Origin of the sequence: Escherichia sp. SCLE84, assembly GCF_012584495.1 — a bacterium.
Lineage (GTDB): Bacteria > Pseudomonadota > Gammaproteobacteria > Enterobacterales > Enterobacteriaceae > ECMA0423.
Genome location: NZ_CP051430.1, coordinates 3,537,202 through 3,561,451, shown reverse-complemented (window position 1 = coordinate 3,561,451; position 24,250 = coordinate 3,537,202). Strand labels below are relative to the sequence as shown.

General features: G+C 49.0%; 23 protein-coding genes and 1 pseudogene. 12 read left to right on the top strand and 12 right to left on the bottom strand.

The genetic code is table 11. The annotated features are described in order from the left end of the window. From nikR to HGD79_RS17165, 8 genes are all read left to right on the top strand, one after another. Entirely contained in the window at positions 1–402 is a 402-nt protein-coding gene (gene nikR, locus HGD79_RS17200) for a nickel-responsive transcriptional regulator NikR (RefSeq protein ID WP_001190062.1), read from the top strand. Between the two features lie 198 nt (positions 403–600). Further along, on the top strand, positions 601–1,347 hold the full coding sequence (locus HGD79_RS17195) for a GntR family transcriptional regulator (RefSeq protein ID WP_000839066.1): 747 nt from the start codon (positions 601–603) through the stop codon (positions 1,345–1,347). Positions 1,348–1,371: 24 nt separating this feature from the next. Further along, the gene (locus HGD79_RS17190) at positions 1,372–1,845 is read left to right on the top strand and encodes a PTS sugar transporter subunit IIA (protein WP_001161553.1); all 474 of its coding nucleotides are present in this window, start codon (positions 1,372–1,374) and stop codon (positions 1,843–1,845) included. Further along, positions 1,842–2,123, top strand: coding sequence for a PTS sugar transporter subunit IIB (locus HGD79_RS17185; protein WP_000084022.1), 282 nt, complete (start codon positions 1,842–1,844; stop codon positions 2,121–2,123). The genes HGD79_RS17190 and HGD79_RS17185 overlap by 4 nt, the downstream gene beginning before the upstream one ends. Before the next feature lie 76 nt (positions 2,124–2,199). Further along, positions 2,200–3,558: a PTS galactitol transporter subunit IIC gene (locus HGD79_RS17180; protein ID WP_001298729.1), complete on the top strand. Its 1,359-nt coding sequence runs from the start codon at positions 2,200–2,202 to the stop codon at positions 3,556–3,558. Beyond that, complete coding sequence (locus HGD79_RS17175; protein WP_001298718.1) at positions 3,551–5,059, top strand: FGGY-family carbohydrate kinase; 1,509 nt, start codon at positions 3,551–3,553, stop codon at positions 5,057–5,059. Before HGD79_RS17180 ends, HGD79_RS17175 begins: the two co-directional genes overlap by 8 nt. Then, on the top strand, positions 5,049–5,318 hold the full coding sequence (locus HGD79_RS17170) for an HPr family phosphocarrier protein (protein ID WP_000933060.1): 270 nt from the start codon (positions 5,049–5,051) through the stop codon (positions 5,316–5,318). The genes HGD79_RS17175 and HGD79_RS17170 overlap by 11 nt, the downstream gene beginning before the upstream one ends. 31 nt (positions 5,319–5,349) lie before the next feature. Beyond that, entirely contained in the window at positions 5,350–6,210 is an 861-nt protein-coding gene (locus HGD79_RS17165) for a class II aldolase (protein WP_001131783.1), read from the top strand. A gap of 49 nt (positions 6,211–6,259) precedes the next feature. On the opposite strand, the gene HGD79_RS17160 is transcribed toward HGD79_RS17165, so the two are convergent. The 8 genes and pseudogenes from HGD79_RS17160 to HGD79_RS17130 form a co-directional block, all read right to left on the bottom strand. Next, positions 6,260–6,619 (bottom strand): type II toxin-antitoxin system HicB family antitoxin, encoded by a 360-nt coding sequence (locus tag HGD79_RS17160; protein WP_000593554.1) that lies wholly within the window; start codon positions 6,617–6,619, stop codon positions 6,260–6,262. Beyond that, a complete protein-coding gene (locus tag HGD79_RS17155) occupies positions 6,616–6,891 on the bottom strand; it encodes a type II toxin-antitoxin system HicA family toxin (RefSeq protein ID WP_001259385.1) in 276 nt (91 codons plus the stop codon). The genes HGD79_RS17160 and HGD79_RS17155 overlap by 4 nt, the downstream gene beginning before the upstream one ends. A 72-nt stretch (positions 6,892–6,963) precedes the next feature. Then, entirely contained in the window at positions 6,964–8,088 is a 1,125-nt protein-coding gene (locus HGD79_RS17150; RefSeq protein ID WP_001216257.1) for an ABC transporter permease, read from the bottom strand. Further along, positions 8,088–10,823, bottom strand: coding sequence for a ribosome-associated ATPase/putative transporter RbbA (rbbA, locus tag HGD79_RS17145; RefSeq protein WP_168848454.1), 2,736 nt, complete (start codon positions 10,821–10,823; stop codon positions 8,088–8,090). Before rbbA ends, HGD79_RS17150 begins: the two co-directional genes overlap by 1 nt. Then, the gene (locus HGD79_RS17140) at positions 10,820–11,887 is read right to left on the bottom strand and encodes an HlyD family secretion protein (RefSeq protein ID WP_000361467.1); all 1,068 of its coding nucleotides are present in this window, start codon (positions 11,885–11,887) and stop codon (positions 10,820–10,822) included. The genes rbbA and HGD79_RS17140 overlap by 4 nt, the downstream gene beginning before the upstream one ends. Before the next feature lie 62 nt (positions 11,888–11,949). Continuing rightward, complete coding sequence (gene yhiY / locus HGD79_RS26710) at positions 11,950–12,063, bottom strand: protein YhiY (RefSeq protein ID WP_001296785.1); 114 nt, start codon at positions 12,061–12,063, stop codon at positions 11,950–11,952. A gap of 189 nt (positions 12,064–12,252) precedes the next feature. Beyond that, positions 12,253–13,875, bottom strand: coding sequence for a DUF4049 domain-containing protein (locus tag HGD79_RS17135; protein ID WP_001298721.1), 1,623 nt, complete (start codon positions 13,873–13,875; stop codon positions 12,253–12,255). Between the two features lie 261 nt (positions 13,876–14,136). Then, a pseudogene (locus HGD79_RS17130) lies at positions 14,137–15,743 on the bottom strand (DUF4049 domain-containing protein). A gap of 383 nt (positions 15,744–16,126) precedes the next feature. On the opposite strand from HGD79_RS17130, the gene HGD79_RS17125 reads away from it, so the two are divergent. After that, complete coding sequence (locus HGD79_RS17125) at positions 16,127–17,179, top strand: DUF2776 domain-containing protein (protein ID WP_096147545.1); 1,053 nt, start codon at positions 16,127–16,129, stop codon at positions 17,177–17,179. A 315-nt stretch (positions 17,180–17,494) separates the two neighbouring features. Here the strand turns inward: HGD79_RS17125 and HGD79_RS17120 are convergent, their stop codons facing one another. Beyond that, entirely contained in the window at positions 17,495–18,697 is a 1,203-nt protein-coding gene (locus tag HGD79_RS17120; protein ID WP_000439180.1) for an NAD(P)/FAD-dependent oxidoreductase, read from the bottom strand. A 231-nt stretch (positions 18,698–18,928) separates the two neighbouring features. On the opposite strand from HGD79_RS17120, the gene pitA reads away from it, so the two are divergent. Further along, the gene (pitA, locus tag HGD79_RS17115) at positions 18,929–20,428 is read left to right on the top strand and encodes an inorganic phosphate transporter PitA (protein ID WP_000902780.1); all 1,500 of its coding nucleotides are present in this window, start codon (positions 18,929–18,931) and stop codon (positions 20,426–20,428) included. Between the two features lie 70 nt (positions 20,429–20,498). Here the strand turns inward: pitA and uspB are convergent, their stop codons facing one another. Further along, positions 20,499–20,834: a universal stress protein UspB gene (gene uspB, locus HGD79_RS17110; RefSeq protein ID WP_000626187.1), complete on the bottom strand. Its 336-nt coding sequence runs from the start codon at positions 20,832–20,834 to the stop codon at positions 20,499–20,501. 390 nt (positions 20,835–21,224) lie between these two features. On the opposite strand from uspB, the gene uspA reads away from it, so the two are divergent. After that, positions 21,225–21,659 carry a universal stress protein UspA gene (uspA, locus tag HGD79_RS17105; protein WP_000323571.1) on the top strand — a complete coding sequence of 145 codons (435 nt, stop codon included), beginning with the start codon at positions 21,225–21,227 and terminating at the stop codon, positions 21,657–21,659. Between the two features lie 98 nt (positions 21,660–21,757). On the opposite strand, the gene HGD79_RS26705 is transcribed toward uspA, so the two are convergent. Continuing rightward, on the bottom strand, positions 21,758–21,811 hold the full coding sequence (locus HGD79_RS26705) for a hypothetical protein (protein ID WP_212591402.1): 54 nt from the start codon (positions 21,809–21,811) through the stop codon (positions 21,758–21,760). 165 nt (positions 21,812–21,976) lie between these two features. On the opposite strand from HGD79_RS26705, the gene dtpB reads away from it, so the two are divergent. Beyond that, on the top strand, positions 21,977–23,446 hold the full coding sequence (gene dtpB / locus HGD79_RS17100; RefSeq protein WP_001098652.1) for a dipeptide/tripeptide permease DtpB: 1,470 nt from the start codon (positions 21,977–21,979) through the stop codon (positions 23,444–23,446). A gap of 48 nt (positions 23,447–23,494) precedes the next feature. Here dtpB and rsmJ read toward each other — a convergent pair whose 3' ends face one another. Continuing rightward, a complete protein-coding gene (gene rsmJ, locus HGD79_RS17095) occupies positions 23,495–24,247 on the bottom strand; it encodes a 16S rRNA (guanine(1516)-N(2))-methyltransferase RsmJ (protein ID WP_000686608.1) in 753 nt (250 codons plus the stop codon). Positions 24,248–24,250: the final 3 nt, after the last annotated feature.

Here is a 24,250-nt window from a genome sequence, read left to right as displayed (position 1 = left end):
ATGCAACGAGTCACCATCACGCTTGATGACGATTTACTGGAGACGCTGGACAGCCTGAGCCAGCGTCGTGGTTATAACAACCGTTCCGAAGCTATCCGCGATATTCTGCGTAGCGCCCTGGCGCAAGAAGCTACCCAGCAGCACGGCACACAAGGTTTCGCGGTGCTGTCGTATGTGTATGAACACGAAAAACGCGACTTAGCCAGCCGTATTGTTTCCACCCAGCATCATCACCACGACCTCTCCGTCGCCACGCTGCATGTGCACATCAACCACGACGACTGTCTGGAAATCGCCGTGTTGAAAGGTGACATGGGTGACGTGCAGCATTTTGCCGATGACGTTATCGCCCAGCGCGGCGTGCGGCACGGGCATTTGCAGTGCTTGCCGAAGGAAGATTAACACCGACCAACGCGCCGTTATTTCCTTACGGCGCAGTAAACTTCTGACAAATATCGACTCACGTCACATTTTTTTGATCACGATTTGGTCCCTCAAAATGTGAGACGCTTCGATCCTCTTTTTCTCCCGTTCACCTACTATACGCTTGAAGTTGTCCATGATTGTCCATAGACAACTGTAAATGTTCAGGTGCGCGCCATGAAATCATTAAGTAAGTCGTCACAAATACCGCTCTATCAACAAGTGGTGGAGTGGATAAGAGAAAGTATTTATACCGGAGATCTGGTGGAAGACGATCGCATTCCTTCGGAATACCAGATTATGGATATGCTGGAAGTGAGTCGGGGAACCGTTAAAAAAGCGGTCGCCCAACTGGTAAAAGAAGGCGTGTTAATACAGGTCCAGGGTAAGGGAACATTTGTCAAAAAAGAGAACGTGGCATATCCGTTAGGTGAAGGATTATTGTCATTCGCGGAATCGCTGGAAAGCCAGAAAATACATTTTACCACTGAAGTTATTACGTCACGGATTGAATCGGCTAATCGTTATGTGGCAGAGAAATTAAGAATAACGCCCGGTCAGGATATTCTTTACCTTGAACGCTTACGCTCAATTGGTGATGAAAAAGCGATGCTGATAGAGAACCGTATCAATATTGAGCTATGCCCCGGTATTGCGGAAATCGATTTTAATCAACACAATTTATTTCCAACAATAGAAAGTTTGTCGCAAAGAAAAATTCGTTACTCGGAAAGTCGCTATGCCGCGCGATTAATTGGTAATGAACGTGGTCATTTTTTAGATATCAGTGAAGACGCACCCGTTTTGCATCTGGAGCAGTTAGTCTTTTTCTCCCGAGGATTACCCATTGAGTTTGGCAACGTCTGGTTAAAAGGAAATAAATATTATCTTGGCACCGTACTGCAACGGCGGGAAGTGAGTTAAGTACACTTTTTTAAGAGGAATAAAATGCAAGGCATACATTTTCAGGAAAATTATATTCAACGACTTCCGGCAGGGTTAAGCGTTGAACAGATCATCCGTCAGTTAGCGCAACCGTTGGTTGCCGCCGAGCTGGTCGTCCCTGATTTTGCCGATCACGTACTGAAACGTGAGGCGACGTACCCAACGGGGCTGCCTACCGAACCACCGTGCGTCGCTATTCCGCACACGGACCATAAACATGTCAGGCACAATGCAATTGCCGTCGGCATCCTGCCGGAACCGGTAGAGTTTGCCGATATGGGCGGCGATCCTGACCCCGTACCTGTCAGGGTGATTTTTTTGCTCGCCTTAAGCGAAAGTAATAAACAATTAAATGCCCTGGGCTGGATTATGGAAATGATTCAGGATACGCCCTTTATGCAAGCCCTGCTTGCGATGGAAACAACAGAAATACACACAGTAATCTTAAACAAAATGAAAGAACGAGGTGAAATATGAGTCAAACCATTTTATTTGTCTGCGCCACGGGTATTGCCACATCCACGGCGGTAACAGAAAAAGTCATGGAATATTGTAAAGAGCACGGTCTTAACGTCAATTATTCCCAAACCAACGTTGCCTCTTTACCTGGAAATACTGATGGCGTAGCACTGGTAGTCTCAACGACTAAAGTGCCTTATGAACTCGACGTCCCGGTAGTTAACGGCTTGCCGATTATTACCGGTATTGGCGAAGAGAAAGTACTGGCGCAAATTGTTTCGATCCTTAAAAATTAATTAATAATAATTAATTTCAACCCACTCCATCAGGCGCTAACGCGAGGTGCGCTCTCGCCTGAAAAAGAGGTTTATTATGAACGATATCGCGCATACCCTCTATAATATTGTGCAATATATATTGGGATTTGGCCCGACGGTAATGTTGCCGTTGGTGTTATTTATTCTTGCTCTCTGTTTTAAAGTAAAACCCGCTAAAGCCTTACGTTCGTCATTAACAGTCGGCATTGGTTTTGTCGGTATTTATGCCATTTTCGATATTCTGACCAGCAATGTCGGGCCAGCGGCCCAGGCGATGGTTGAACGCACCGGAATTAATTTACCGGTGGTAGATTTAGGCTGGCCGCCGCTTTCCGCTATTACATGGGGTTCGCCAATTGCCCCGTTTGTTATCCCCCTGACCATTCTGATTAACGTGGCGATGCTGGCGTTAAATAAAACCCGTACCGTTGACGTAGATATGTGGAACTACTGGCATTTTGCCCTTGCTGGTACGTTGGTTTATTACAGCACCGGCAGCCTGTTCTTTGGTTTGCTGGCGGCGGCGATTGCTGCGGTGGTAGTACTTAAACTCGCCGACTGGTCTGCGCCACTGGTACAAAAATACTTTGGACTGGAAGGGATCTCATTGCCGACGCTCTCTTCGGTGGTGTTCTTCCCGGTCGGTCTGCTGGTCGACAAAATCATCGACCATATCCCCGGCCTCAATCGTATTCATATCGACCCGGAAACCGTACAGAAAAAGTTTGGCATCTTCGGCGAACCGATGATGGTTGGCACTATTCTGGGCATACTGCTCGGCGTGATTGCAGGATACGATTTCAAAAAAGTGTTGCTGCTTGGCATCAGCATTGGCGGTGTGATGTTCATCCTGCCACGCATGGTACGCATCCTGATGGAAGGTTTATTACCGCTGTCTGAAGCCATTAAAAAGTATCTCAATGCCAAATACCCTGACCGTGACGATCTCTATATCGGCCTGGATATCGCCGTTGCCGTAGGTAACCCGGCGATTATCTCCACCGCCCTGCTGCTGACGCCTATCTCGGTCTTTATCGCGTTTGTCCTTCCGGGTAATGAAGTCCTGCCGCTTGGCGACCTTGCCAACCTGGCGGTAATGGCGTCGATGATTGCTTTAGCCAGCCGTGGCAATATTTTCCGCACCGTTCTGGCGGCGATCCCGGTGATTATTGCCGACCTGTGGATTGCGACTAAAATCGCACCGTTTATTACCGGCATGGCGAAAGACGTTAACTTCAAATTTGCCGAAGGCTCCAGTGGCCAGGTTTCCAGTTTCCTTGATGGCGGTAACCCGTTCCGCTTCTGGCTGCTGGAAATCTTCAACGGCAATATCATCGCCATTGGTCTGGTGCCGGTTATCGCCCTGGTACTGTATGGCATTTTCCGAATAACGCGGAGCACGGTTTATGCCTGATAACAGCGCAGCTATCGTTATCGATATTGGCACCACCAATTGCAAAGTCACCTGCTTTTCCTGCCTGGACGCAACGACGTTGGGCGCGCATAAATTCGTGACGGCAAAGCAGATCTCCCCACAGGGCGATGTCGATTTCGATATCGACGCCCTCTGGCAGGAGGTCCGCCAGGCGATAGCGCAACTGAACGCCGCTTCGCCGCTGCCAGTCAGACGGATCAGCATTGCCAGTTTTGGCGAATCAGGCGTGTTCCTTGACGAGCATGGCGAGATCCTGACGCCAATGCTGGCATGGTATGACCGTCGCGGTGAAGAGTATCTGGCAACGCTTAGCGAGGCAGACAGTGCAGCACTTTATGACATCTGCGGTCTACCACTACACAGCAATTACTCTGCCTTCAAAATGCGCTGGTTGCTGGAACATTACCCGCTGCGTAATCGCCGCGGCCTGCGCTGGCTACATGCGCCGGAAGTGCTGCTCTGGCGGCTGACTGGCGAACAGCGCACGGATATCACCTTAGCCAGCCGCACGCTGTGTCTGGACGTGCGCAAAGGCGAATGGTCAGCGAAAGCGGCGGCGTTGTTACACGTTCCCTGTACGGCATTTGCGCCATTGGTGCAGCCAGGCGAGCACGCCGGATGGGTCAGCGAGTCACTTTGCAAGACGCTTGGGTTCTCGCAACCGGTCAGCGTGACGCTGGCCGGACATGACCATATGGTGGGTGCGCGAGCGTTGCAGATGATGCCAGGCGATATCCTTAACTCGACGGGGACCACGGAAGGCATTCTGCAACTGGATACACAACCGACGCTGGATGAACAGGCCAAACGTGACAAGCTGGCAAACGGCTGTTACTCACTTGCCAACCAGTTCACCCTGTTTGCGTCGCTGCCCGTGGGCGGTTTCGCGCTGGAGTGGCTGCGCAACACGTTCCGGCTAACCGATGAGGAGATCGCCGCATCACTTACTCGCGGACATGCTGATTATCTGGCGGGGAATTGGTTGCTCGATGACATTCCCGTCTTTATTCCACATCTTCGCGGTTCGGGTTCGCCCTATAAAAATCGCCATACCCGTGGATTATTTTATGGGCTTGGCGATACGTTAAGTATCGACATGTTAATTGCCAGCGTATCACTGGGATTAACCATGGAATTTGCCAACTGCTTCGCCTGTTTTAACGTGCCTGGCACCAGCGCGTTAAAAGTGATCGGTCCGGCAACCCATAATCCTCTTTGGCTGCAATTAAAGGCGGATATTTTACAGCGTCCGGTTGAAGCAATTGCATTTAACGAGGCGGTTTCTGTCGGAGCATTATTAACCGCCGCACCGGATATTCCACCGCCGCCAGTCGCTATAGCCCAACGTTTGTTACCGAATCGGGCGAGATACCATCAATTACAGCGTTATCAGCACAAATGGAAAAGCTGGTATCAGTTGAAATTACAACAAGAAGGCGTGATGCCATTACATCATCGGGAGGAACACTATGTTGAATAAAACCGTGGAGGTCAGAAACAGTACTGGCCTGCATGCACGTCCGGCGGCCTGTCTGGCGAAAGCCGCCAAAAAATATAGCTGTAAAGTGACGCTGCACTATGAGGGTAATGATATTAATGCCACCAGCATGATGAATATTATGCGCGCCGGAATAAAAGGCGGAAAAACGGTGGAAATACGCTGCGACGGTGATGATGAAAACGAGGCCATACAGACTCTCACCGACTTATTTCGCGACCGCTTCGGTGAAGCTGAATAATTAACTGATATTAAAAGATGAGGTTTTCAATATGCCATTAGTTAATGGACGGATACTGCTCGACCGCATTCAGGAAAAACGGGTATTAGCGGGCGCATTTAATACCACCAATCTGGAGACGACAATTTCAATTTTAAACGCTATTGAGCGTTCGGGATTACCCAACTTCATTCAGATTGCGCCAACCAATGCACAACTCTCGGGATACGATTACATTTATGAAATCGTGAAACGTCACGCCGATAAAATGGATGTTCCGGTCAGTCTTCATCTGGATCACGGGAAAACTCTGGAGGATGTGAAACAGGCGGTGCGCGCGGGCTTTACCTCGGTCATGATTGACGGTGCCGCATTCTCTTTTGAAGAGAATATCGCTTTCACCCAGGAAGCTGTCGATTTCTGTAAATCCTATGGTGTACCGGTTGAAGCGGAGCTGGGGGCGATTCTCGGCAAAGAAGATGATCATGTCAGCGAAGCCGATTGCAAAACGGAACCGGAAAAGGTGAAGACCTTTGTCGAGCGTACCGGTTGCGACATGCTGGCAGTTTCTATTGGCAACGTTCATGGCCTGGACGATATACCGCGTATCGATATCCCCCTGCTGAAGCGCATTGCCGAAGTCTGTCCGGTGCCGTTGGTTATTCACGGCGGCTCCGGTATCGCCCCGGAGATATTACGCAGCTTTGTTAATTATCGCGTCGCTAAAGTAAATATCGCCAGCGATCTGCGCAAAGCGTTTATCACCGCCGTCGGCAAAGCGTATGTGAATAATCACAACGAGGCGAATCTGGCACGAGTCATGGCATCAGCAAAAAACGCCGTCGAGGAAGATGTGTATAGCAAAATCCTGATGATGAATGAGGGGCATCGGTTGGTTAGAAAGGCATCTTAAGAGCCACAAAAATATAGCGGCGCAACAGAAATTGTTGGGCCGCTATAAGTTATAAATGATTCAAACGCTCATTCAGTGTTTCAATAATATAGGTATTAACAGAGACTTGTTGCTGCGCAGCCGCATTATTAAGGCGTTCACTCAGCGATTCTGGATAGCGTAACGTAAAGGTCTTAATCTTTTCTGTACGCGCATACGGCTCAATACCCGCAGCTTTACAATCCTCAAGATACTCTAGCAGGGAAAGTTCCCCTTCTTTTTGCAGCCCCTGAATGCTGTCAGAGACAAAATCACAATAACCTGACAAGCCCAGGAATTTGCCACGAAATGCATTCAGTTCTGGCACGTAAGTGATAACTGCAGGTTGCCCGGCAATCTCCATAGAGTTTGGCGTCTTCAGTTTGATCATGGTTTTACCCCTATACTTAGTAACCAGTCACGCACGCTTTCTACAGCGCCTTTATCGGTATCTGGCGACGGATGAGGCCGATGGAAACACGCAACGCTCATATTTAGTATGAACTTACAACGCGAACCTCTTCCTTCCTTAATTTCTCCGCCTAATGCTTTAACCAGTGACTCTATATCAGACCACTTGATCCCTTGAGGAACAGGAGTTTTAAATATTTGATCCAATGTATTTTTTTGTTTCTTCCGTAAAGCCTGTACCTTGGTTCTCATGGCATGTCCTTATGACTTCACTTTATGACATCAATAGTATGACATCACAGTATGAAGTCAAGTTTCCCTTCCTTACGCCATTGTCCCAATCGTCTTCCTGAATCGCAGCAGTGCGATGGTGAAAAACGCGCCGCCAATTGCCATCAGCGTCAGGAACTGCGGCCAGACGATTTCGAATCCGGCACCCCGGTAGAGGATGGCCTGCGCGAGGCTAACAAAGTGTGTCGTCGGCATGGTCAGCATAATGTCCTGCACCATCTGCGGCATACTTTCGCGCGGCGTGGATCCACCAGAAAGCATTTGCAACGGTAGCAGCACCAGAATCACCAGCAGCCCCAGTTGCGGCATTGAACGCGCTATCGTCCCCATAAAAATGCCGATTGACGTGGTGGCAAACAGACTGAGCGCCACGCCCAGCATAAACAGCGGGATCGAGCCTTCAATCGGTACGCCCAGTACACCTTTCACCATCAGCACCAGCGATAATCCCGATACCACCAGCACCACCAGCCCCATCGACCAGATCTTCGCCATCATGATCTCAAACGGCGTTATCGGCATCACCAGTAAATGTTCCACCGTGCCGTGTTCACGCTCGCGGATCAGCGCCGATCCGGTCAATACAATCGCCAGCATGGTAATGTTGTTGATGATCGCCATCACCCCGCCAAACCACGCGGGATCAAGGTTCGGGTTAAAGCGCATCCGGGTTTCCAGCGATACCAACGGTTCGCTGTTATCACGGTAGCGCGCGACAAAGCTGTTCACTTCACCGTTGATAATATTCTGGATATACCCATTGCCGGTAAATGCCTGGCTCATGCGCGTGGCATCGACGTTCACCTGAATATCCGGCTGGCGTCCGGCGAGGACATCACGCTGAAAATTAGGCGGAATATTTATCGCGAAGGTATAGCGTCCGGCGTCCAGTCCGGCATCCATCTCATCGGCGGTGATCATCTCCGGTGGCAAAAACCACGGGCGATAGAAGCTGTTAACGATCCGGTTCGATAACTGCGATTGATCCATATCGGCAATGGCGATCGGCGCGAGGTTCAACGATCCAGGCGTAACGGTCGCTGACGAATACACCGACACCGTAAACGAGAAGACAATCAGCGTCAGCATCGCTTTATCACCGAGCAGACTGCGCAACTCTTTGATACCCAGATTAAAAATATTGCGTAAATGGCGCATCATCCCTCCTGTTTTTTCAGCAGCAGGATACTTAAGCCCATCACCAGCGGGATGGCTATCAGCAACGGGATAAAAAGTTGCCACAAATCAGTCAGATCCAGCGCCTTCGAGAACGTCCCGCGGGCGATAGTCAGAAAATGACTGGTCGGGTAAACCTCGCCGATCCAACGTCCAGGCCCTTCCAGCGAAGCTACCGGATCGATCATCCCGGAAAACTGTGTCGCCGGGATCAATGTGATAATCGCCGTTCCGAAAATGGCGGCAATCTGGCTTTTCATAAAAGTGGAGATCAGCAGCCCCATTCCGGTGGCAATGATGATATACAGCAGCGCCGCCAGGGTGAGCGTCAGGAAACTGCCTTTATGCGGTACGCCAAACACAAACACCGACAGGCCGCAGAGCAGGAAAAAGTTCAGCATCCCCAGCGCGATGTACGGCAGCTGTTTGCCAAGCAAAAATTCGCTACGGGTGGTGGGGGTCACGTAAAGGTTGATAATCGACCCTAGCTCTTTTTCCCGCACCACGCTAAGGGCGCTTAGCATTGACGGGATCATCATCAGCAGAAGCGGGATCACCGCCGGAACAATCGCTGGCAGGCTTTTTACGTCCGGGTTATAGCGATAACGCGTCTCAATGTTCATCAGCCCGCTTTGGCTGGCGGGTGTCGATTGTCGGCTCGCCACATCCTGAAGCCAACTCTGGTGCATTGCCTGCACGTAACCTTTTACCGTTTCGGCACGACTGGGCATCGCTCCGTCGATCCAGACGCCGAGTTCCACAGGCGTACCACGCGCGATATCGCGCCCGAAATTGGGCGGGATCTCAATCGCCACCGTGATATCGCCCGCACGCATCCGACGATCAAGCTCGTCATAACTGGTGAGCGGCGGCTGTTCGATAAAGTAACGGGAACCGGAGAGATTGAGCGTCCACGCCTGGCTACTGACGGTCTGGTCGCGGTCGAGCACAGCAAAGCGCAGGTTTTCCACATCCATACTGATGCCGTAACCCATTATCAGCATCAGGATCACCGTTCCCATCAGCGCCAGCGTCGAACGTACTGGATCGCGTCGCAGTTCCAGCGCTTCGCGGCGGCTGTAGCTAAACAGACGGCGCAGGCTAAATCCCTGACGCGGCGCGTGGGTGGTGTCGTGTACCACGGGCGGCGCTTCGGCTTCGTTGCTCTGCCCTGCCGCTTCCTGCAAATAGGCGATAAATGCCTCTTCCAGACTGGCGGCTCCGCGTTTCTCAACCAGTTCCTGCGGTGTACCGCTGGCAAGCACTTTTCCGGCGTGCATCAGTGAGATGCGGTTGCAACGTTCCGCTTCGTTCATGAAGTGGGTGGAGATGAAGATAGTCACTTTGTCCTGGCGCGAGAGATCGACCATCAACTGCCAGAACATATCCCTCGCCACCGGATCGACACCAGAAGTAGGCTCATCGAGGATTAACATCTCCGGGCGATGAATCACCGCCACCGCCAGCGAAAGCCGCTGGCGAATGCCGAGCGGCAATGACTCCGGCAGAATATCTTCAACGTCGTTGAGCTTAAAACGCTCGCTCATTTCAGCCACTCTTGCGGGAATTTCCGCTTCCGGGATGTGAAACAAACGGGCATGTAACTCAAGGTTTTGCCGCACGGTGAGTTCGTTATAGAGCGAAAACGCCTGCGACATATAGCCCACCCGACGGCGGGTATCGATATCTTTTGGATCAACCGGTTGCCCGAACAGCCACGCCTCACCTTCGCTGGCGGGCAGCAGTCCGGTGAGCATTTTCATGGTGGTGGATTTACCGCAGCCGTTCGAACCAAGGAATCCAAAAATCTCCCCGCGTGGAATGCGGAAATTAACGTGATCAACGGCAACGAAGGAACCAAAACGCATGGTCAGATCGCGCGCTTCGATGGCAATCTCTGCGTTTTCAGGTTGATACGGTGGGATCACTACCGCCTGATGCGCCTGGCGTTGCGCTTGCGGTAACAGATTTATAAATGCTTCTTCCAGCGTAGCGCTTTGCGTTTGCTGCCGTAGCTCTTCGGCGCTGCCAGTTGCCAGCACTTCTCCGGCATTCATCGCTACCAGCCAGTCGAAGCGTTCGGCCTCTTCCATATAGGCGGTGGCGACCAGCACGCTCATATTGCTCTGCCGCTGACGAATACTGTCGATCAGATCCCAGAACTGGGCGCGGGAGAGCGGGTCAACCCCCGTTGTTGGCTCATCAAGGATCAACAGTTCCGGGTCGTGGATTAACGCGCAGCACAGCCCAAGTTTTTGCTTCATCCCGCCGGAGAGTTTCCCTGCCGGACGATCGCGAAACGGTGCTAACCCCGTGCTGGTCAGCAGCTCATTAATTCGCACTTCCCGCTCCGCTTTGTCGTGACCGAACAGGCGAGCGAAAAAATCGACGTTTTCATACACCGACAAGGTGTGGTAGAGGTTTTTGCCCAGCCCCTGCGGCATCCAGGCGATGCGCGGGCAGACGTCGCGGCGATGCCTCGGGTCGCGCATATCGCCGCCCAGCACCATCACATTGCCCTGCTCAATGACGCGGGCACCGGAAATCAACGACAATAAGCTCGACTTCCCGACGCCATCCGGACCAATCAGCCCGACCATACAGCGGGCCGGAATATCGAGAGTAATATTGTTCAGCGCAACGGTTTTTCCATAATGCTGGCTCACGCCCGCCAGTTGCGCGACAGGCGGGACGGGAACCAGTTCCAGATGCGTCATTGCGGCAACCTCACCACGAGGTCGTCAGGCCACGGAAGTTCTTCATTCACCCGCACCCACGCTACGCCCGGTAAACCGGTTTTGACATATTCCAGATGCTGCTGGAGTAATTCCGGTGGGATACGCGCTTTGACGCGGAACATCAGTTTCAGCCGTTCATCGCTGGTTTCGACGGTTTTTGGCGTGAACTGGGCGACACTGGCGACAAAACTGATGGTCGCCGGAATACGCAGATCTGGCGCGGCATCGAGGATCAGCCGGGCTTCACCACCCAGTTTCAGCGTGCCCGCCTGTTCGGTTGGCAGGAAGAAGGTCATATAGACGTCGCTGAGATCGACCATATTCAGCACCCGACCGCCTGCCGCCAGCACTTCCCCTGGCTCGGCAACCCGATACTGCACGCGTCCGTCACGCGGGGCTTTCAGTTCGCTGTCATCGATATCTGCGGCAATGCGCCGTTCAGTGGCTTGTGCCGCTTCGACGCGGGTTTGCGCCTGAATGATATTGGTACGTGCCGCCTCTATAGCGGCTTTAGAAGCAGAAACCTGAGCTTTTGCCGATTCCAGCGCAGCTCGGGCGCTCTCAGCGGCGGCGCGGTCGTCATCCAGCTGTTGCGCAGAAATAGCCCCTCGTTGGGCCAGTGAACGGGAACGCATATGACGTTTTGCTACGGAGTCCAGTTCTGCCTGGCGTTGATTAACCAGCGACTGCGCGGCGCGAGTTTCGCTTTGTCGTTGCTCCAGCAAAGCCTGCGCGGCGGCAACGGCGCTTTGTGCCTCTTTGATTTGCGCGATGGCTTCCAGTCGCTGTTCCTGCAACACGCGAGTATCCATCTTCGCCAGCACTTCACCTTCGCGAACAAACTGGCCTTCTTTCACCAGAATGGTGTCGATACGCCCGGCAATTTTGCTGGCGATATCCACTTCCGTCGCTTCAATGCGCCCATTGCTGACAGCAAAGCCTTCCGGCACACCCGCCGGGCGCAACAGCCACCACGCCACGACGGCAGCCACCGCCAGTGCCCCGACAACCCACCACGCCAGATGGCGCTTACTCTTATCCATAATCGGCCCGCCATAATCCCTGTAAGCAAACGACGCGTGTTACAACTGCCGCCGAACGACGTTCAGCGGATTCTTCCATCCGGGATAAGAAGGAAACGACAAATACGACCAGCGCGCAGAGCATTGAGCGCCAACGGGGAAGGCTTAGTGAAAACGGGTAGTAATGTTGTCATCATCAGCATTCCTGGCCGTAAATGAAACACGCATACTCATAAGTGTGATCTATAAAACTGGCTGACAAAACGGTATCCATCCTGTTGGATCGCGTTTCACGCCTGTTCAGTTGCAGGAACAGAGCATTCCTTTTTACGTTTTATCAACAGTCTCAACCAGATAGTAACATTAATATTCATGTTGTCTATGGTTCAGAGCTGTAACATTGTGCGCCTTCTAATCAAAGGCATAAGTCCATTTCTGTTTTTTTCATGCTGGTAAGACTTCCAGGGAGTGGTTATCTCAGGCCCTGCACCAGGGTTAATTTGGCAATTATGCATGCTGAACATTCTTCCAGCATGTTTACTGTCACGGGCGTTAAGACCTAAAACTGTCCCCGTTTCACCTATACATTCTCTTCCACCATTACCGTTATGTGCAACAACTTGATTTATACCTAACATTTGTGAGCATGCTAATAGTGCTTCAAGTTTAGGTCTGTAATCTGTCGAAACAGAAAAATAACGATTAAAGGATCGACAAGAGATAGCCCGGCTATTTTTAAACTTTTTGCCATTAATTACAGCATGGTGCTTTTTATTGATAATTGCCGCTAATTCGACCGGATCGAGAGCATTGGTCATTTCATCACTAGAGACTGTTATCGGTCCTATAATGTAACGTTTTCGCTGATCATCAAAAGTTATCCCATGATGATTTGCCATTATTTTGTATTTGGGGCCATAGAAACATACAGGATAATCTTTTATCCCAGCGTAGGTATCCTCATCAAGTGGTTTCATGCGCGTGAAGTTCTGCATATAGTTACCATTGCAATTCGTTTCATGATTTCCAGCTAATACATGAACATTTTCATTGATACTCATTATGCGTTTTAACAAATCGATGATAAATTGATCGCCACAGATATTACTAAATCGATCGCCGGTTTGGTCGCCAAGAAACGTACATGGCGTCACAGCGTCTTTATTAATAACTAAATAAGGCTGAAGACTTTCTAAAACTATATCTCTTCTGTTCAGAATACTGATTATTGTATTAACATTAGTGTCAAGTTGCTCATTAAAGTTCTCCCTTAGCAATACGTTGAGAACTTCATCTTCTATATTAAGCAACTGGCTAAGGAAATTTTCTCCTTCAGCCATGATTCTCAAATGTCCCGTTGCAAAAAGCGCGTACAAAACTGCACCGACTGAGCCATCGGTATCGCCAAAATAGGTTGGTCTGGTACTTGTGGGATCAACAGGTGAACAATTGGAGAAATAGGTTCTGTCAGCGAACTGGGGGTTTATCATTGTTTCGAATTTAATATCAGATACATTGAATTGCGATATTTTCCAGTCCCAGACGGGTTTGTACGACTCAGTAACTGCAACATCATTAGCATCATCATTTACTGTCATATTATTAAGTAAATAAACAATGCTGCACCAATTAATATCGGTATTATCAAGATAGCAGCCGTAATTTTTACTATTAATTGTCACAATAAACTGATAATTATTATCCCTACGTAGAATATGAGCGCGCATGTCCGATAGCATACTATATTTTTCTGAATGATTCGTTTGTATGGTAAATGATATTTTGTCATCTCGAATAGATTGTTGGAAACGTTCTATTTGCCAATCATCAATTTTTTCCACAACTTCACCGAGCATTGTCCTGGCAATACTTGATATATCATCACCTATACCATTTGCAATATACCCAAACAGTTCTTTAGTGAAGTTAGTAACATGCTCTTGCACCATATCATTTGTTGCGATTGTCGTTGTACTGTCGTTAGTGCCTGCCACAGTTCCAATTTTCATCTTTTACCTCATATAATTCACCGCGAGGAATGCATAGTTAACATTTAATCTTATGACATACACCTCATGTTCGATGGAAAAATAATTATATTTTGCACAAATCATTCAGCCTTAAAGCATAATATGAAATTTCTTATCTCATAGCAGAGAAAGTCCCTAAAGATTGTAGAGGCGTCATCAGAACATGCCTCTACAATCGATTAAGAAAACCTATGAAATACTGGCAGGATTAAAAAGACATACCACCGTATTCATGGAGTTTTAATGAGATTGAAAACAACTAAGCCCTGAGGAATAAATTATTTTATTATTTTTATCACGTGCTTCCTTCAGGGAATTTAGCCCCATAATACCATTATCAAATTGTTGATTCTGATCTACCCCGACCCCATGATGCCCATATTTTTGTCTAATGTATTTGCTGGGGTCTTCACCTTTGAGTGTCTCCCCATATATGAAGATACGTTTACGTGCTGGTCTGAAATCAGTAGTGTTATCAAAATAATTAGCATATACAGGTGTGGGTTTCAAAGTATTGCTTCGGATTAGATGGAATAGAGGATCATCCATGTGTTCTTTATGTTTTTTATTAAAAATATTGGCTAATTCCTCAGGATCAGTAGGATTTTTCATCTGATTAAATGGAACCTGCAAAGCACCGAGACAATAACATTTTTTTCTTCATCTCTTATTATTCCGTGATGACTGGTTAAAACTTTCCTTTCTGAGTCATAATGACAAACATCGAGCGTTTTAATTAAGTTATACGTATCACCGGCAGAGAGTTTATAATTTTCTAGTCATGCAGTATAGTTACCATTAAAATTGATTTCATGATTTCTAGCCAGAACGATGACATTTTTATTAATACGGCTATCTTTATTACCCTCCATATTTCGCATAGAATTTAGCAAAGTAAGGATATATTTATCACCAAAAATAGTACTAAATCTATCGCCTGTATGATCCCCAAGGAAGATACAAGGGGTTATCGCATCGTCCTTTAAAAAAACATGTTGATGCAACTCATTCAATATCATGTCTCTCGTATTTAATAAATTGTAGAGCAATTTATTATTTTTATGTATGTATGCAGATGAAGCCATGTTTTCGTGTTTTAATAATTCACATAATAAACTCCAACCCTTTTCCCTGATGCCTATATGCCCTGAAACGAGCAATGCATAAAGTACAGCGCCTACTCTTCCATCTGTATCGCCAAAATAAGCCGTGTTGGCATTTTGTGGGTTAATCACACCACAGTGTTTATAAAAGTCTATTTTAGAAAACACAGATTTAACATAGCTATCAAACTTATCCTTAGGAAACGTCTCTTTAGAGACATCCCAACGCCAGTCAGCTTTAAAATTACCGCTAAGAAGAGTAAAGAAATTTTCAGGTATGATAGAAAGGCCATTAACTTTATAAATTATGTCTGATTTATCTCCGGAGAAATTAATAAAATAATAACCATCCTTACACTCAATCGTAACGGTAATGGGAGACGATAATTTTATCACATAGTTATTGTCTGGTATAATTGTAAAGATAAACGTGTTAGTAGTATTCTTGGCGAAACTATTATATTCTTGAATATCTATAGATGGCTCACTATTGTAAAACCATATTTTCTCCATCTGAAGACTATGTTCATTTACCCTCCAGTGACCATGTTGCAGGAAATAGATGATATTCAGGCCTAAATCGTTATCTATTTGCGAAAAGTCATTCAGCATATTAACTTAAACTGTGTTTGATCGATATTTTTTATCAACCTTGCCATGGTGTTGATGACTGTTAACTTTATCTGAATGCTTATCTTGATGGTTTGAAGAGAAGTGCTTAAATATATTGTGAAATACTTTCATAAATAACCTGTAATATTTTTACTTGTTAGTAACAAAATAAACAATACATGTCTGAAAGACATATTTACGATGATACAAAGCAATAATACTTATATGTTCGATGATTTTAAGCACCGAGACTATCCGGTCTTTTACTAAATAATGGAAAACAATCCATCCCTGGAGGATAATTGTAAAAAAAACAACAGAATAAGAATTAATCTTAGGATAAATATTTATTTATCATGGCCTTTTAACCGGTAAAAAATGGCACTCGGCACAGTAAACCCCGCTATAGTTATGCTATGCATTTGTCTTTAATGATATCTCGTCGTTATATTAACAGGCTGAAATTATCATTAATGCACATTTCATTATTAGCAGGGATACCTGAGGAGTTTAAAGTGAACATATATATCGGGTGGCTTTTCAAATTAATCCCTTTGATTATGGGATTAATTTGCATCGCGTTAGGTGGCTTTGTGCTGGAAAGTTCAGGGCAAAGCGAGTATTTCGTCGCGGGTCATGTGCTGATTTCTCTGGCGGCCATATGCCTGGCATTATTCACTACCGCATTTATTATCATTTCGCAGCTCACACGCGGCGTTAATACGTTTTACAATACATTGTTCCCCATTATTGGCTATGCGGGGTCAATTATCACCATGATATGGGGTTGGGCACTGTTAGCAGGCAATGATATGATGGCAGACGAGTTTGTCGCCGGCCATGTTATTTTCGGCGTTGGTATGATTGCCGCCTGTGTATCGACGGTGGCAGCGTCATCCGGTCACTTTCTGCTCATTCCCAAAAATGCAGCGGGGAGCAAGAGCGATGGAACGCCGGTACAGGCTTATTCTTCATTAATCGGTAATTGCCTCATTGCCGTTCCCGTTTTACTCACCCTGCTCGGTTTCATTTGGTCTATTACGCTGTTACGTAGTGCTGACATAACTCCGCATTATGTCGCGGGTCACGTATTGCTTGGGTTAACCGCAATCTGTGCCTGTCTAATTGGCCTTGTTGCCACAATTGTCCATCAAACACGTAATACGTTTTCAACTAAAGAACACTGGCTGTGGTGTTATTGGGTTATTTTTCTCGGCTCAATCACGGTACTGCAGGGGATATACGTCTTAGTCAGTTCCGATGCAAGCGCCCGACTGGCTCCCGGCATTATTCTTATTTGCCTCGGAATGATCTGTTACAGCATATTCTCAAAAGTCTGGCTACTGGCACTGGTATGGAGACGTACCTGTTCGTTAGCCAACAGAATACCGATGATTCCCGTCTTCACCTGCCTGTTTTGCCTTTTCCTGGCATCGTTTCTTGCGGAAATGGCGCAGACCGACATGGGATATTTTATTCCTTCGCGGGTTTTGGTCGGTTTAGGAGCGGTATGCTTTACGTTGTTCTCAATCGTTTCAATATTAGAAGCAGGTTCTGCTAAAAAATAATTGCAACGTACCGGATAAAACCAGCGTTGACCATTTGCGTAACGCTGGTTTTTCTTAGGCATCATGAAATAACGCAGCATTAATGCATAGTGGTTAAGGATAAAAAAACAACAAAGTTACTGTTTTTTTCAACCTGTTCATATTTTATAAAGATCTGGCCACTGGGTGAGTTTTCAATCACCTTTCCTTCCACCTTATATTAAGCCTGGAGGGTTTCAGTTCACGGGCTCATTAGAAAATAATCACAAGATAGCCACTATCAAAATTAGCTCATTTTTAATACGGCTCTAATAATTTTCATCTTTAGGTAACAGGTCAGGACGACTTCGCTGCAATCAAATCCTGCGCACAAGCCCACGCACTCGACCACGCCCACTGGAAGTTATAGCCCCCCAGCCAGCCGGTAACGTCCATCACTTCGCCGATGAAGTACAGCCCAGGCACTTTGCGCGCTTCCATCGTCCGTGAAGAGAGTTCGTTGGTGTCCACGCCGCCGAGCGTCACTTCGGCAGTGCGATAGCCTTCAGTGCCGTTGGGTTGTACGCGCCAGTCGGTCAATGTGCTAATCAGTGCCTGTTGGTCACGCACGTTGAGCTGTTTTAGCGAAACATCCGGGATTTGCCCGAGTTGCTGTAAGCGTTCAACCAACCGCTTCGGTAGATGAACCGCCAGTGTGTTTTTCAGGCTCTGATTCGGATGTGCGTTACGCTGCTCATTCAGGAAGGTTTCGAGATCCACATCCGGTAGCAGATTGATACTGACAAATTCACCCGGTTGCCAGTAGCTGGAAATCTGCAACACCGCCGGTCCAGACAAGCCGCGATGGGTGAAGAGTAAGTTCTCACGGAAAACGATGCCGTTTTCAGCGGTAATCACGGAAGGCACCGCCACGCCCGCCAGCACCTGTAACTCTTCGAGCAACGGTTTATGCAGAGTGAATGGCACCAGACCCGCGCGGGTCGGCAGCACGTTGAGGCCAAATTGTTCGGCAATCTTATAACCAAACGGCGACGCGCCCAGCCCCGGCATTGACAGCCCACCGGTCGCGATGACCAGCTTTTCGCAACCGACAGTCATGCCGTTCAGTTCAAGCGTGAAGCCTGTTTCATCCTTCGCCACACTCAGCACTTCGCTACGCAATCTGAAGGTTACATTGCCCTTCTCGCACTCATCCACCAGCATGTCGACAATCTGCTGCGCGGAGTCATCGCAGAAGAGTTGTCCTAACGTTTTCTCGTGCCAGGCGATGCCGTGTTTATTGACCAGATCAATGAAATCCCACTGGGTAAAACGCGCGAGTGCAGACTTACAAAAATGCGGATTCTGGCTCAGATAAGCGCCTGGTTCGACATAAAGGTTGGTAAAGTTGCAGCGCCCACCGCCAGACATAAGGATTTTGCGCCCTGGTTTTTTACCATTATCGATCAGCAGAACCCGGCGTCCTGCCTGACCTGCCAGCGCAGAACAGAACATACCCGCCGCACCAGCGCCTATAATAATGGCATCAAACCTTTCCACGTTGCGCTCCTCTTAGAAAAAACGGGCGTGAATTGTAAAGATTCCTCAGTGGTCGCACCAGCATCAATATTACTAAAAGGAAGTATTTGCCTGAATTATATAAGATAATTATTTTTTGAGTGAAATCCATACAGGAGGCAAATCAAAAAAAGTCTATATTTCACTTTGCCCGCGCCGCGAAAGTCACTGATAATGCGCCGCGTTCATGTCCTCAAAATGGCGTAACGTCCTATGCTACATTTGTTTGCTGGCCTGGATTTGCATACCGGGCTGTTATTATTGCTTGCACTGGCTTTTGTGCTGTTCTACGAAGCCATCAATGGTTTCCATGACACAGCCAACGCCGTGGCAACCGTTATCTATACCCGCGCGATGCGTTCTCAGCTCGCCGTGGTTATGGCGGCGGTGTTCAACTTTTTGGGTGTTTTGCTGGGTGGTCTGAGTGTTGCCTATGCCATTGTGCATATGCTGCCGACGGATCTGCTGCTTAATATGGGATCGTCTCATGGCCTTGCCATGGTGTTCTCTATGTTGCTGGCGGCGATTATCTGGAACCTGGGTACCTGGTACTTTGGTTTACCTGCATCCAGCTCTCATACGCTGATTGGCGCGATCATCGGGATTGGTTTAACCAATGCGTTGATGACCGGGACGTCAGTGGTGGATGCACTCAATATCCCGAAAGTATTAAGTATTTTCGGTTCTCTGATCGTTTCCCCTATTGTCGGCCTGGTGTTTGCTGGCGGTCTGATTTTCTTGCTGCGTCGCTACTGGAGCGGCACCAAGAAACGCGCCCGTATCCACCTGACCCCAGCGGAGCGTGAAAAGAAAGACGGCAAGAAAAAGCCGCCGTTCTGGACGCGTATCGCGCTGATCCTTTCCGCTATCGGCGTGGCGTTTTCGCACGGCGCGAACGATGGTCAGAAAGGCATTGGTCTGGTTATGTTGGTATTGATTGGCGTCGCGCCAGCAGGCTTCGTGGTGAACATGAATGCCACTGGCTACGAAATCACCCGTACCCGTGATGCCATCAACAACGTCGAAGCTTACTTTGAGCAGCATCCTGCGCTGCTCAAACAGGCTACCGGTGCTGATCAGTTAGTACCGGCTCCGGAAGCTGGCGCAACGCAACCTGCGGAGTTCCACTGCCATCCGTCGAATACCATTAACGCGCTCAACCGCCTGAAAGGTATGTTGACCACCGATGTGGAAAGCTACGACAAGCTGTCGCTTGATCAACGTAGCCAGATGCGCCGCATTATGCTGTGCGTTTCTGACACTATCGACAAAGTGGTGAAGATGCCTGGCGTGAGTGCTGACGATCAGCGCCTGTTGAAGAAACTGAAGTCCGACATGCTTAGCACCATCGAGTATGCACCGGTGTGGATCATCATGGCGGTCGCGCTGGCGTTAGGTATCGGTACGATGATTGGCTGGCGCCGTGTGGCAACGACTATCGGTGAGAAAATCGGTAAGAAAGGCATGACCTACGCTCAGGGGATGTCTGCCCAGATGACGGCGGCAGTGTCTATCGGCCTGGCGAGTTATACCGGGATGCCGGTTTCCACTACTCACGTACTCTCCTCTTCTGTCGCGGGGACGATGGTGGTAGATGGCGGCGGCTTACAGCGTAAAACCGTAACCAGTATTCTGATGGCCTGGGTGTTTACCCTTCCGGCTGCGGTACTGCTTTCCGGCGGACTGTACTGGCTCTCCTTGCAGTTCCTGTAATCGTACACACCAAAACGAGCGGGTCAGTTTACTGGCCCGCTTTTTTTATGCGTTATTATTGCTGAAGTGCTTAATGCCAAATCATCAATGCAATCAGGCTGACCACCACCAGACCACACAATGCGCTGGTCAGAATAAACTGCCGACGCACCCGCTCACAGCGGCGAATAAATTCATCATCGTGATGATCGCGATAACGTTGGGCATAGATATACCAAACGAGACGCACCTGTTTGTTGGGTTGGCCATGTGAGGTAAAAAAGCCCCCTCCATCAACATATTGATAGAGCAATGGATCGCAGTTACGCAGTACCACTAACAACGCGCGTAGTGATGAGAAATAGCGCGCCATGTTAACAATGCAAACGACACATAAAGCCCAAAATAATGCGACGGTGCTTATCATACCTCCTCCCCGGCGACCTGCCCGCGGAGTTCCACCCCGGGGCTACCGCTCCCGATACGCTGCCAATCAGTTAACACCAGGTCCTGGAGAAACCGCTTTTGTGGTGACCAACATCCGAGCGGCTCTATAGATAGTGTAGGAGATCAGGTTGTTTTTTTTCCAGAAGGTTAACCACTATCAATATATTCATGTCGAAAATTTGTTTATCTAACGGGTAAGCAAGGCGGATTGACGGATCATCCGGGTCGCTATAAGGTAAGGATGGTCTTAACACTGAATCTTTACGGCTGGGTTAGCCCCGCGCACGTAGTTCGCAGGACGCGGGTGACGTAACGGCACAAGAAACGCTAGCTGGCCAGTCATCGACAACTTTATGGAAGGAGTAACACTATGGCTTATAAACACATTCTCATCGCGGTCGATCTCTCCCCGGAAAGCAAAGTTCTGGTAGAGAAAGCAGTCTCTATGGCTCGCCCCTACAATGCGAAAGTTTCTCTGATCCACGTAGATGTAAACTACTCTGACCTATACACCGGGCTTATTGATGTGAATCTGGGTGATATGCAGAAACGCATCTCTGAAGAGACACATCATGCGCTGACCGAGCTTTCCACTAATGCAGGCTACCCAATCACTGAAACCCTGAGCGGCAGCGGCGACCTGGGCCAGGTTCTGGTCGATGCAATCAAGAAATACGATATGGATCTGGTGGTTTGTGGTCACCACCAGGACTTCTGGAGCAAACTAATGTCTTCCGCACGTCAGCTGATCAACACCGTTCACGTTGATATGCTGATTGTTCCGCTGCGCGACGAAGAAGAATAATCATCCCCCCACGACGTGTTCCTGAACGCCCGCATATGCGGGCGTTTTGCTTTTTGGCGCGCCTTGTTACCTGATGCAGCGTAAACCCCTTATCTGGCCTACGATCTGCGTACGCAATCAAAATCTCCTGCCAATACAACATTTAACACCATCATATTTTCCATCATTAGTGTGATCAGCTGGTTATTTTCTGTTGTAATAGTGTATTAATCTATTCACCGCATCAATATTAAGAATCTCTGACAGATGTAAACTTTTTCGCGCGTTATCCCTTACGCGTTCATACTTTTCAGGATGGTATTGGAAGGTTAATAAATATGAATACAACAACACCCATGGGGATGCTGCAGCAACCTCGCCCATTTTTCATGATCTTTTTTGTCGAGTTATGGGAGCGATTCGGCTACTACGGCGTGCAGGGCGTACTGGCGGTTTTCTTCGTTAAACAGCTTGGATTCTCGCAAGAGCAGGCTTTTGTCACTTTTGGTGCTTTTGCTGCGCTGGTCTATGGCCTCATTTCCATTGGCGGCTATGTCGGCGACCACCTGCTGGGGACCAAACGCACCATTGTTCTCGGAGCACTTGTGCTGGCGATTGGCTACTTCATGACCGGCATGTCGCTACTTAAGCCTGACCTGATTTTCATCGCCCTGGGGACTATCGCTGTCGGTAACGGCCTGTTTAAAGCTAACCCAGCCAGCTTGCTTTCGAAGTGCTATCCGCCGAAAGATCCGCGGCTTGATGGCGCATTCACCCTGTTCTATATGTCGATCAATATCGGCTCGTTGATAGCGTTATCGCTGGCCCCTGTGATCGCTGATAGATTCGGTTATTCAGTCACCTACAACCTGTGCGGGGCGGGGTTAATTATCGCATTACTGGTTTACATCGCCTGTCGTGGAATGGTGAAAGACATTGGTTCTGAACCCGACTTCCGGCCAATGAGCTTCAGCAAACTGTTGTACGTGTTACTTGGCAGCGTGGTGATGATCTTCGTCTGTGCATGGCTGATGCACAACGTAGAAGTCGCCAATCTGGTGCTGATTGTTCTCTCCATCGTCGTCACCATCATCTTCTTTCGTCAGGCATTCAAGCTGGATAAAACCGGGCGCAATAAAATGTTTGTCGCCTTTGTCCTGATGCTCGAAGCGGTGGTGTTTTACATTCTCTACGCCCAGATGCCAACGTCGCTGAACTTCTTTGCCATCAACAACGTGCATCATGAAATTCTCGGCTTTTCCATCAACCCGGTCAGCTTCCAGGCGCTTAACCCGTTCTGGGTGGTACTCGCCAGCCCAATACTGGCAGGCATTTACACGCATCTGGGTAACAAAGGCAAAGACCTCTCGATGCCGATGAAATTTACTCTCGGCATGTTTATGTGCTCACTGGGCTTTTTGACGGCGGCAGCTGCGGGAATGTGGTTTGCTGATGCACAAGGACTGACATCGCCGTGGTTTATCGTGCTGGTTTACTTGTTCCAGAGCCTGGGTGAATTGTTTATTAGCGCCCTGGGTCTGGCGATGATTGCTGCCCTGGTGCCGCAGCATTTGATGGGCTTTATTCTCGGGATGTGGTTCCTGACGCAGGCTGCCGCGTTCTTGCTGGGCGGCTATGTGGCAACATTTACCGCGGTGCCGGACAACATTACCGATCCGCTTGAGACGTTGCCCGTCTATACCAACGTGTTTGGTAAGATTGGTCTGGTCACGCTGGGCGTTGCAGTAGTGATGCTGTTGATGGTGCCGTGGCTGAAACGCATGATTGCGACGCCGGAAAGCCATTAATTATTCTTGCAGAAAGCAGGGTAGCGTTATCGCTACCCTGCTTTACTTTTACACCGGCGTTCCGGCATAAATATCAAACCTATGCCCTTTAGTGACTACCGCGTTTGGCGTGGCGACATTCGCCAGCGGTGGCGCGTAGTCCGGGCGCTTTACCACCACGCGTTTGGTCGCCAGCAGCCGCGCAGGCTCCAGCAATCCATCGGCATCAAGATCCGGCCCCACCAGCGACTGAAAGACACGCATCTCTTTTTTCACCAGCGCGCTTTTCTGCTTATGCGGGAACATCGGGTCGAGATAAACCACCTGCGGGCGCGGGGTAATATCAGTCAGCGCCGTCAGGCTGGAGGCGTGAATTAACTGCAACCGCTCCTGCAACCAGCCGCCGATTTCCGCATCCGCATAACCACGCGCCAGGCCGTCGTCGAGCAATGCGGCAACGACTGGATTACGCTCCAGCATCCGCACGCGGCAACCGACTGAAGCCAGCACAAAGGCATCGCGCCCCAGCCCTGCGGTGGCGTCCACCACATCCGGCAAATAATCGCCTTTAATGCCCACCGCTTTCGCCACCGCCTCACCGCGACCACCGCCGAATTTGCGTCGGTGCGCCATCGCTCCGCCAACAAAATCAACAAATATGCCGCCAAGTTTTGGCTCATCACGCTTGCGCAATTCCAGATGTTCCGGCGTTAACACCAGCGCCATCAGGTTGTCTTCATCGTGCTCCAGCCCCCAGCGGGCCGCCAGAACAGATAAGGCGCCGTCTCCGGCGCCTGTTTCATCAATTAAGCAGATTTTCACTGA

Bases quoted from the DNA above. Each gene is read 5' to 3' on its own strand.
- nikR (WP_001190062.1), top strand. From the start codon at position 1: ATGCAACGAGTCACCATCACGCTTGATGACGATTTACTGGAGACGCTG.
- HGD79_RS17195 (WP_000839066.1), top strand. From the start codon at position 601: ATGAAATCATTAAGTAAGTCGTCACAAATACCGCTCTATCAACAAGTG.
- HGD79_RS17190 (WP_001161553.1), top strand. From the start codon at position 1,372: ATGCAAGGCATACATTTTCAGGAAAATTATATTCAACGACTTCCGGCA.
- HGD79_RS17185 (WP_000084022.1), top strand. From the start codon at position 1,842: ATGAGTCAAACCATTTTATTTGTCTGCGCCACGGGTATTGCCACATCC.
- HGD79_RS17180 (WP_001298729.1), top strand. From the start codon at position 2,200: ATGAACGATATCGCGCATACCCTCTATAATATTGTGCAATATATATTG.
- HGD79_RS17175 (WP_001298718.1), top strand. From the start codon at position 3,551: ATGCCTGATAACAGCGCAGCTATCGTTATCGATATTGGCACCACCAAT.
- HGD79_RS17170 (WP_000933060.1), top strand. From the start codon at position 5,049: ATGTTGAATAAAACCGTGGAGGTCAGAAACAGTACTGGCCTGCATGCA.
- HGD79_RS17165 (WP_001131783.1), top strand. From the start codon at position 5,350: ATGCCATTAGTTAATGGACGGATACTGCTCGACCGCATTCAGGAAAAA.
- HGD79_RS17160 (WP_000593554.1), bottom strand. From the start codon at position 6,619: ATGATCAAACTGAAGACGCCAAACTCTATGGAGATTGCCGGGCAACCT.
- HGD79_RS17155 (WP_001259385.1), bottom strand. From the start codon at position 6,891: ATGAGAACCAAGGTACAGGCTTTACGGAAGAAACAAAAAAATACATTG.
- HGD79_RS17150 (WP_001216257.1), bottom strand. From the start codon at position 8,088: ATGCGCCATTTACGCAATATTTTTAATCTGGGTATCAAAGAGTTGCGC.
- rbbA (WP_168848454.1), bottom strand. From the start codon at position 10,823: ATGACGCATCTGGAACTGGTTCCCGTCCCGCCTGTCGCGCAACTGGCG.
- HGD79_RS17140 (WP_000361467.1), bottom strand. From the start codon at position 11,887: ATGGATAAGAGTAAGCGCCATCTGGCGTGGTGGGTTGTCGGGGCACTG.
- yhiY (WP_001296785.1), bottom strand. From the start codon at position 12,063: ATGATGACAACATTACTACCCGTTTTCACTAAGCCTTCCCCGTTGGCG.
- HGD79_RS17135 (WP_001298721.1), bottom strand. From the start codon at position 13,875: ATGAAAATTGGAACTGTGGCAGGCACTAACGACAGTACAACGACAATC.
- pitA (WP_000902780.1), top strand. From the start codon at position 18,929: ATGCTACATTTGTTTGCTGGCCTGGATTTGCATACCGGGCTGTTATTA.
- uspB (WP_000626187.1), bottom strand. From the start codon at position 20,834: ATGATAAGCACCGTCGCATTATTTTGGGCTTTATGTGTCGTTTGCATT.
- uspA (WP_000323571.1), top strand. From the start codon at position 21,225: ATGGCTTATAAACACATTCTCATCGCGGTCGATCTCTCCCCGGAAAGC.
- dtpB (WP_001098652.1), top strand. From the start codon at position 21,977: ATGAATACAACAACACCCATGGGGATGCTGCAGCAACCTCGCCCATTT.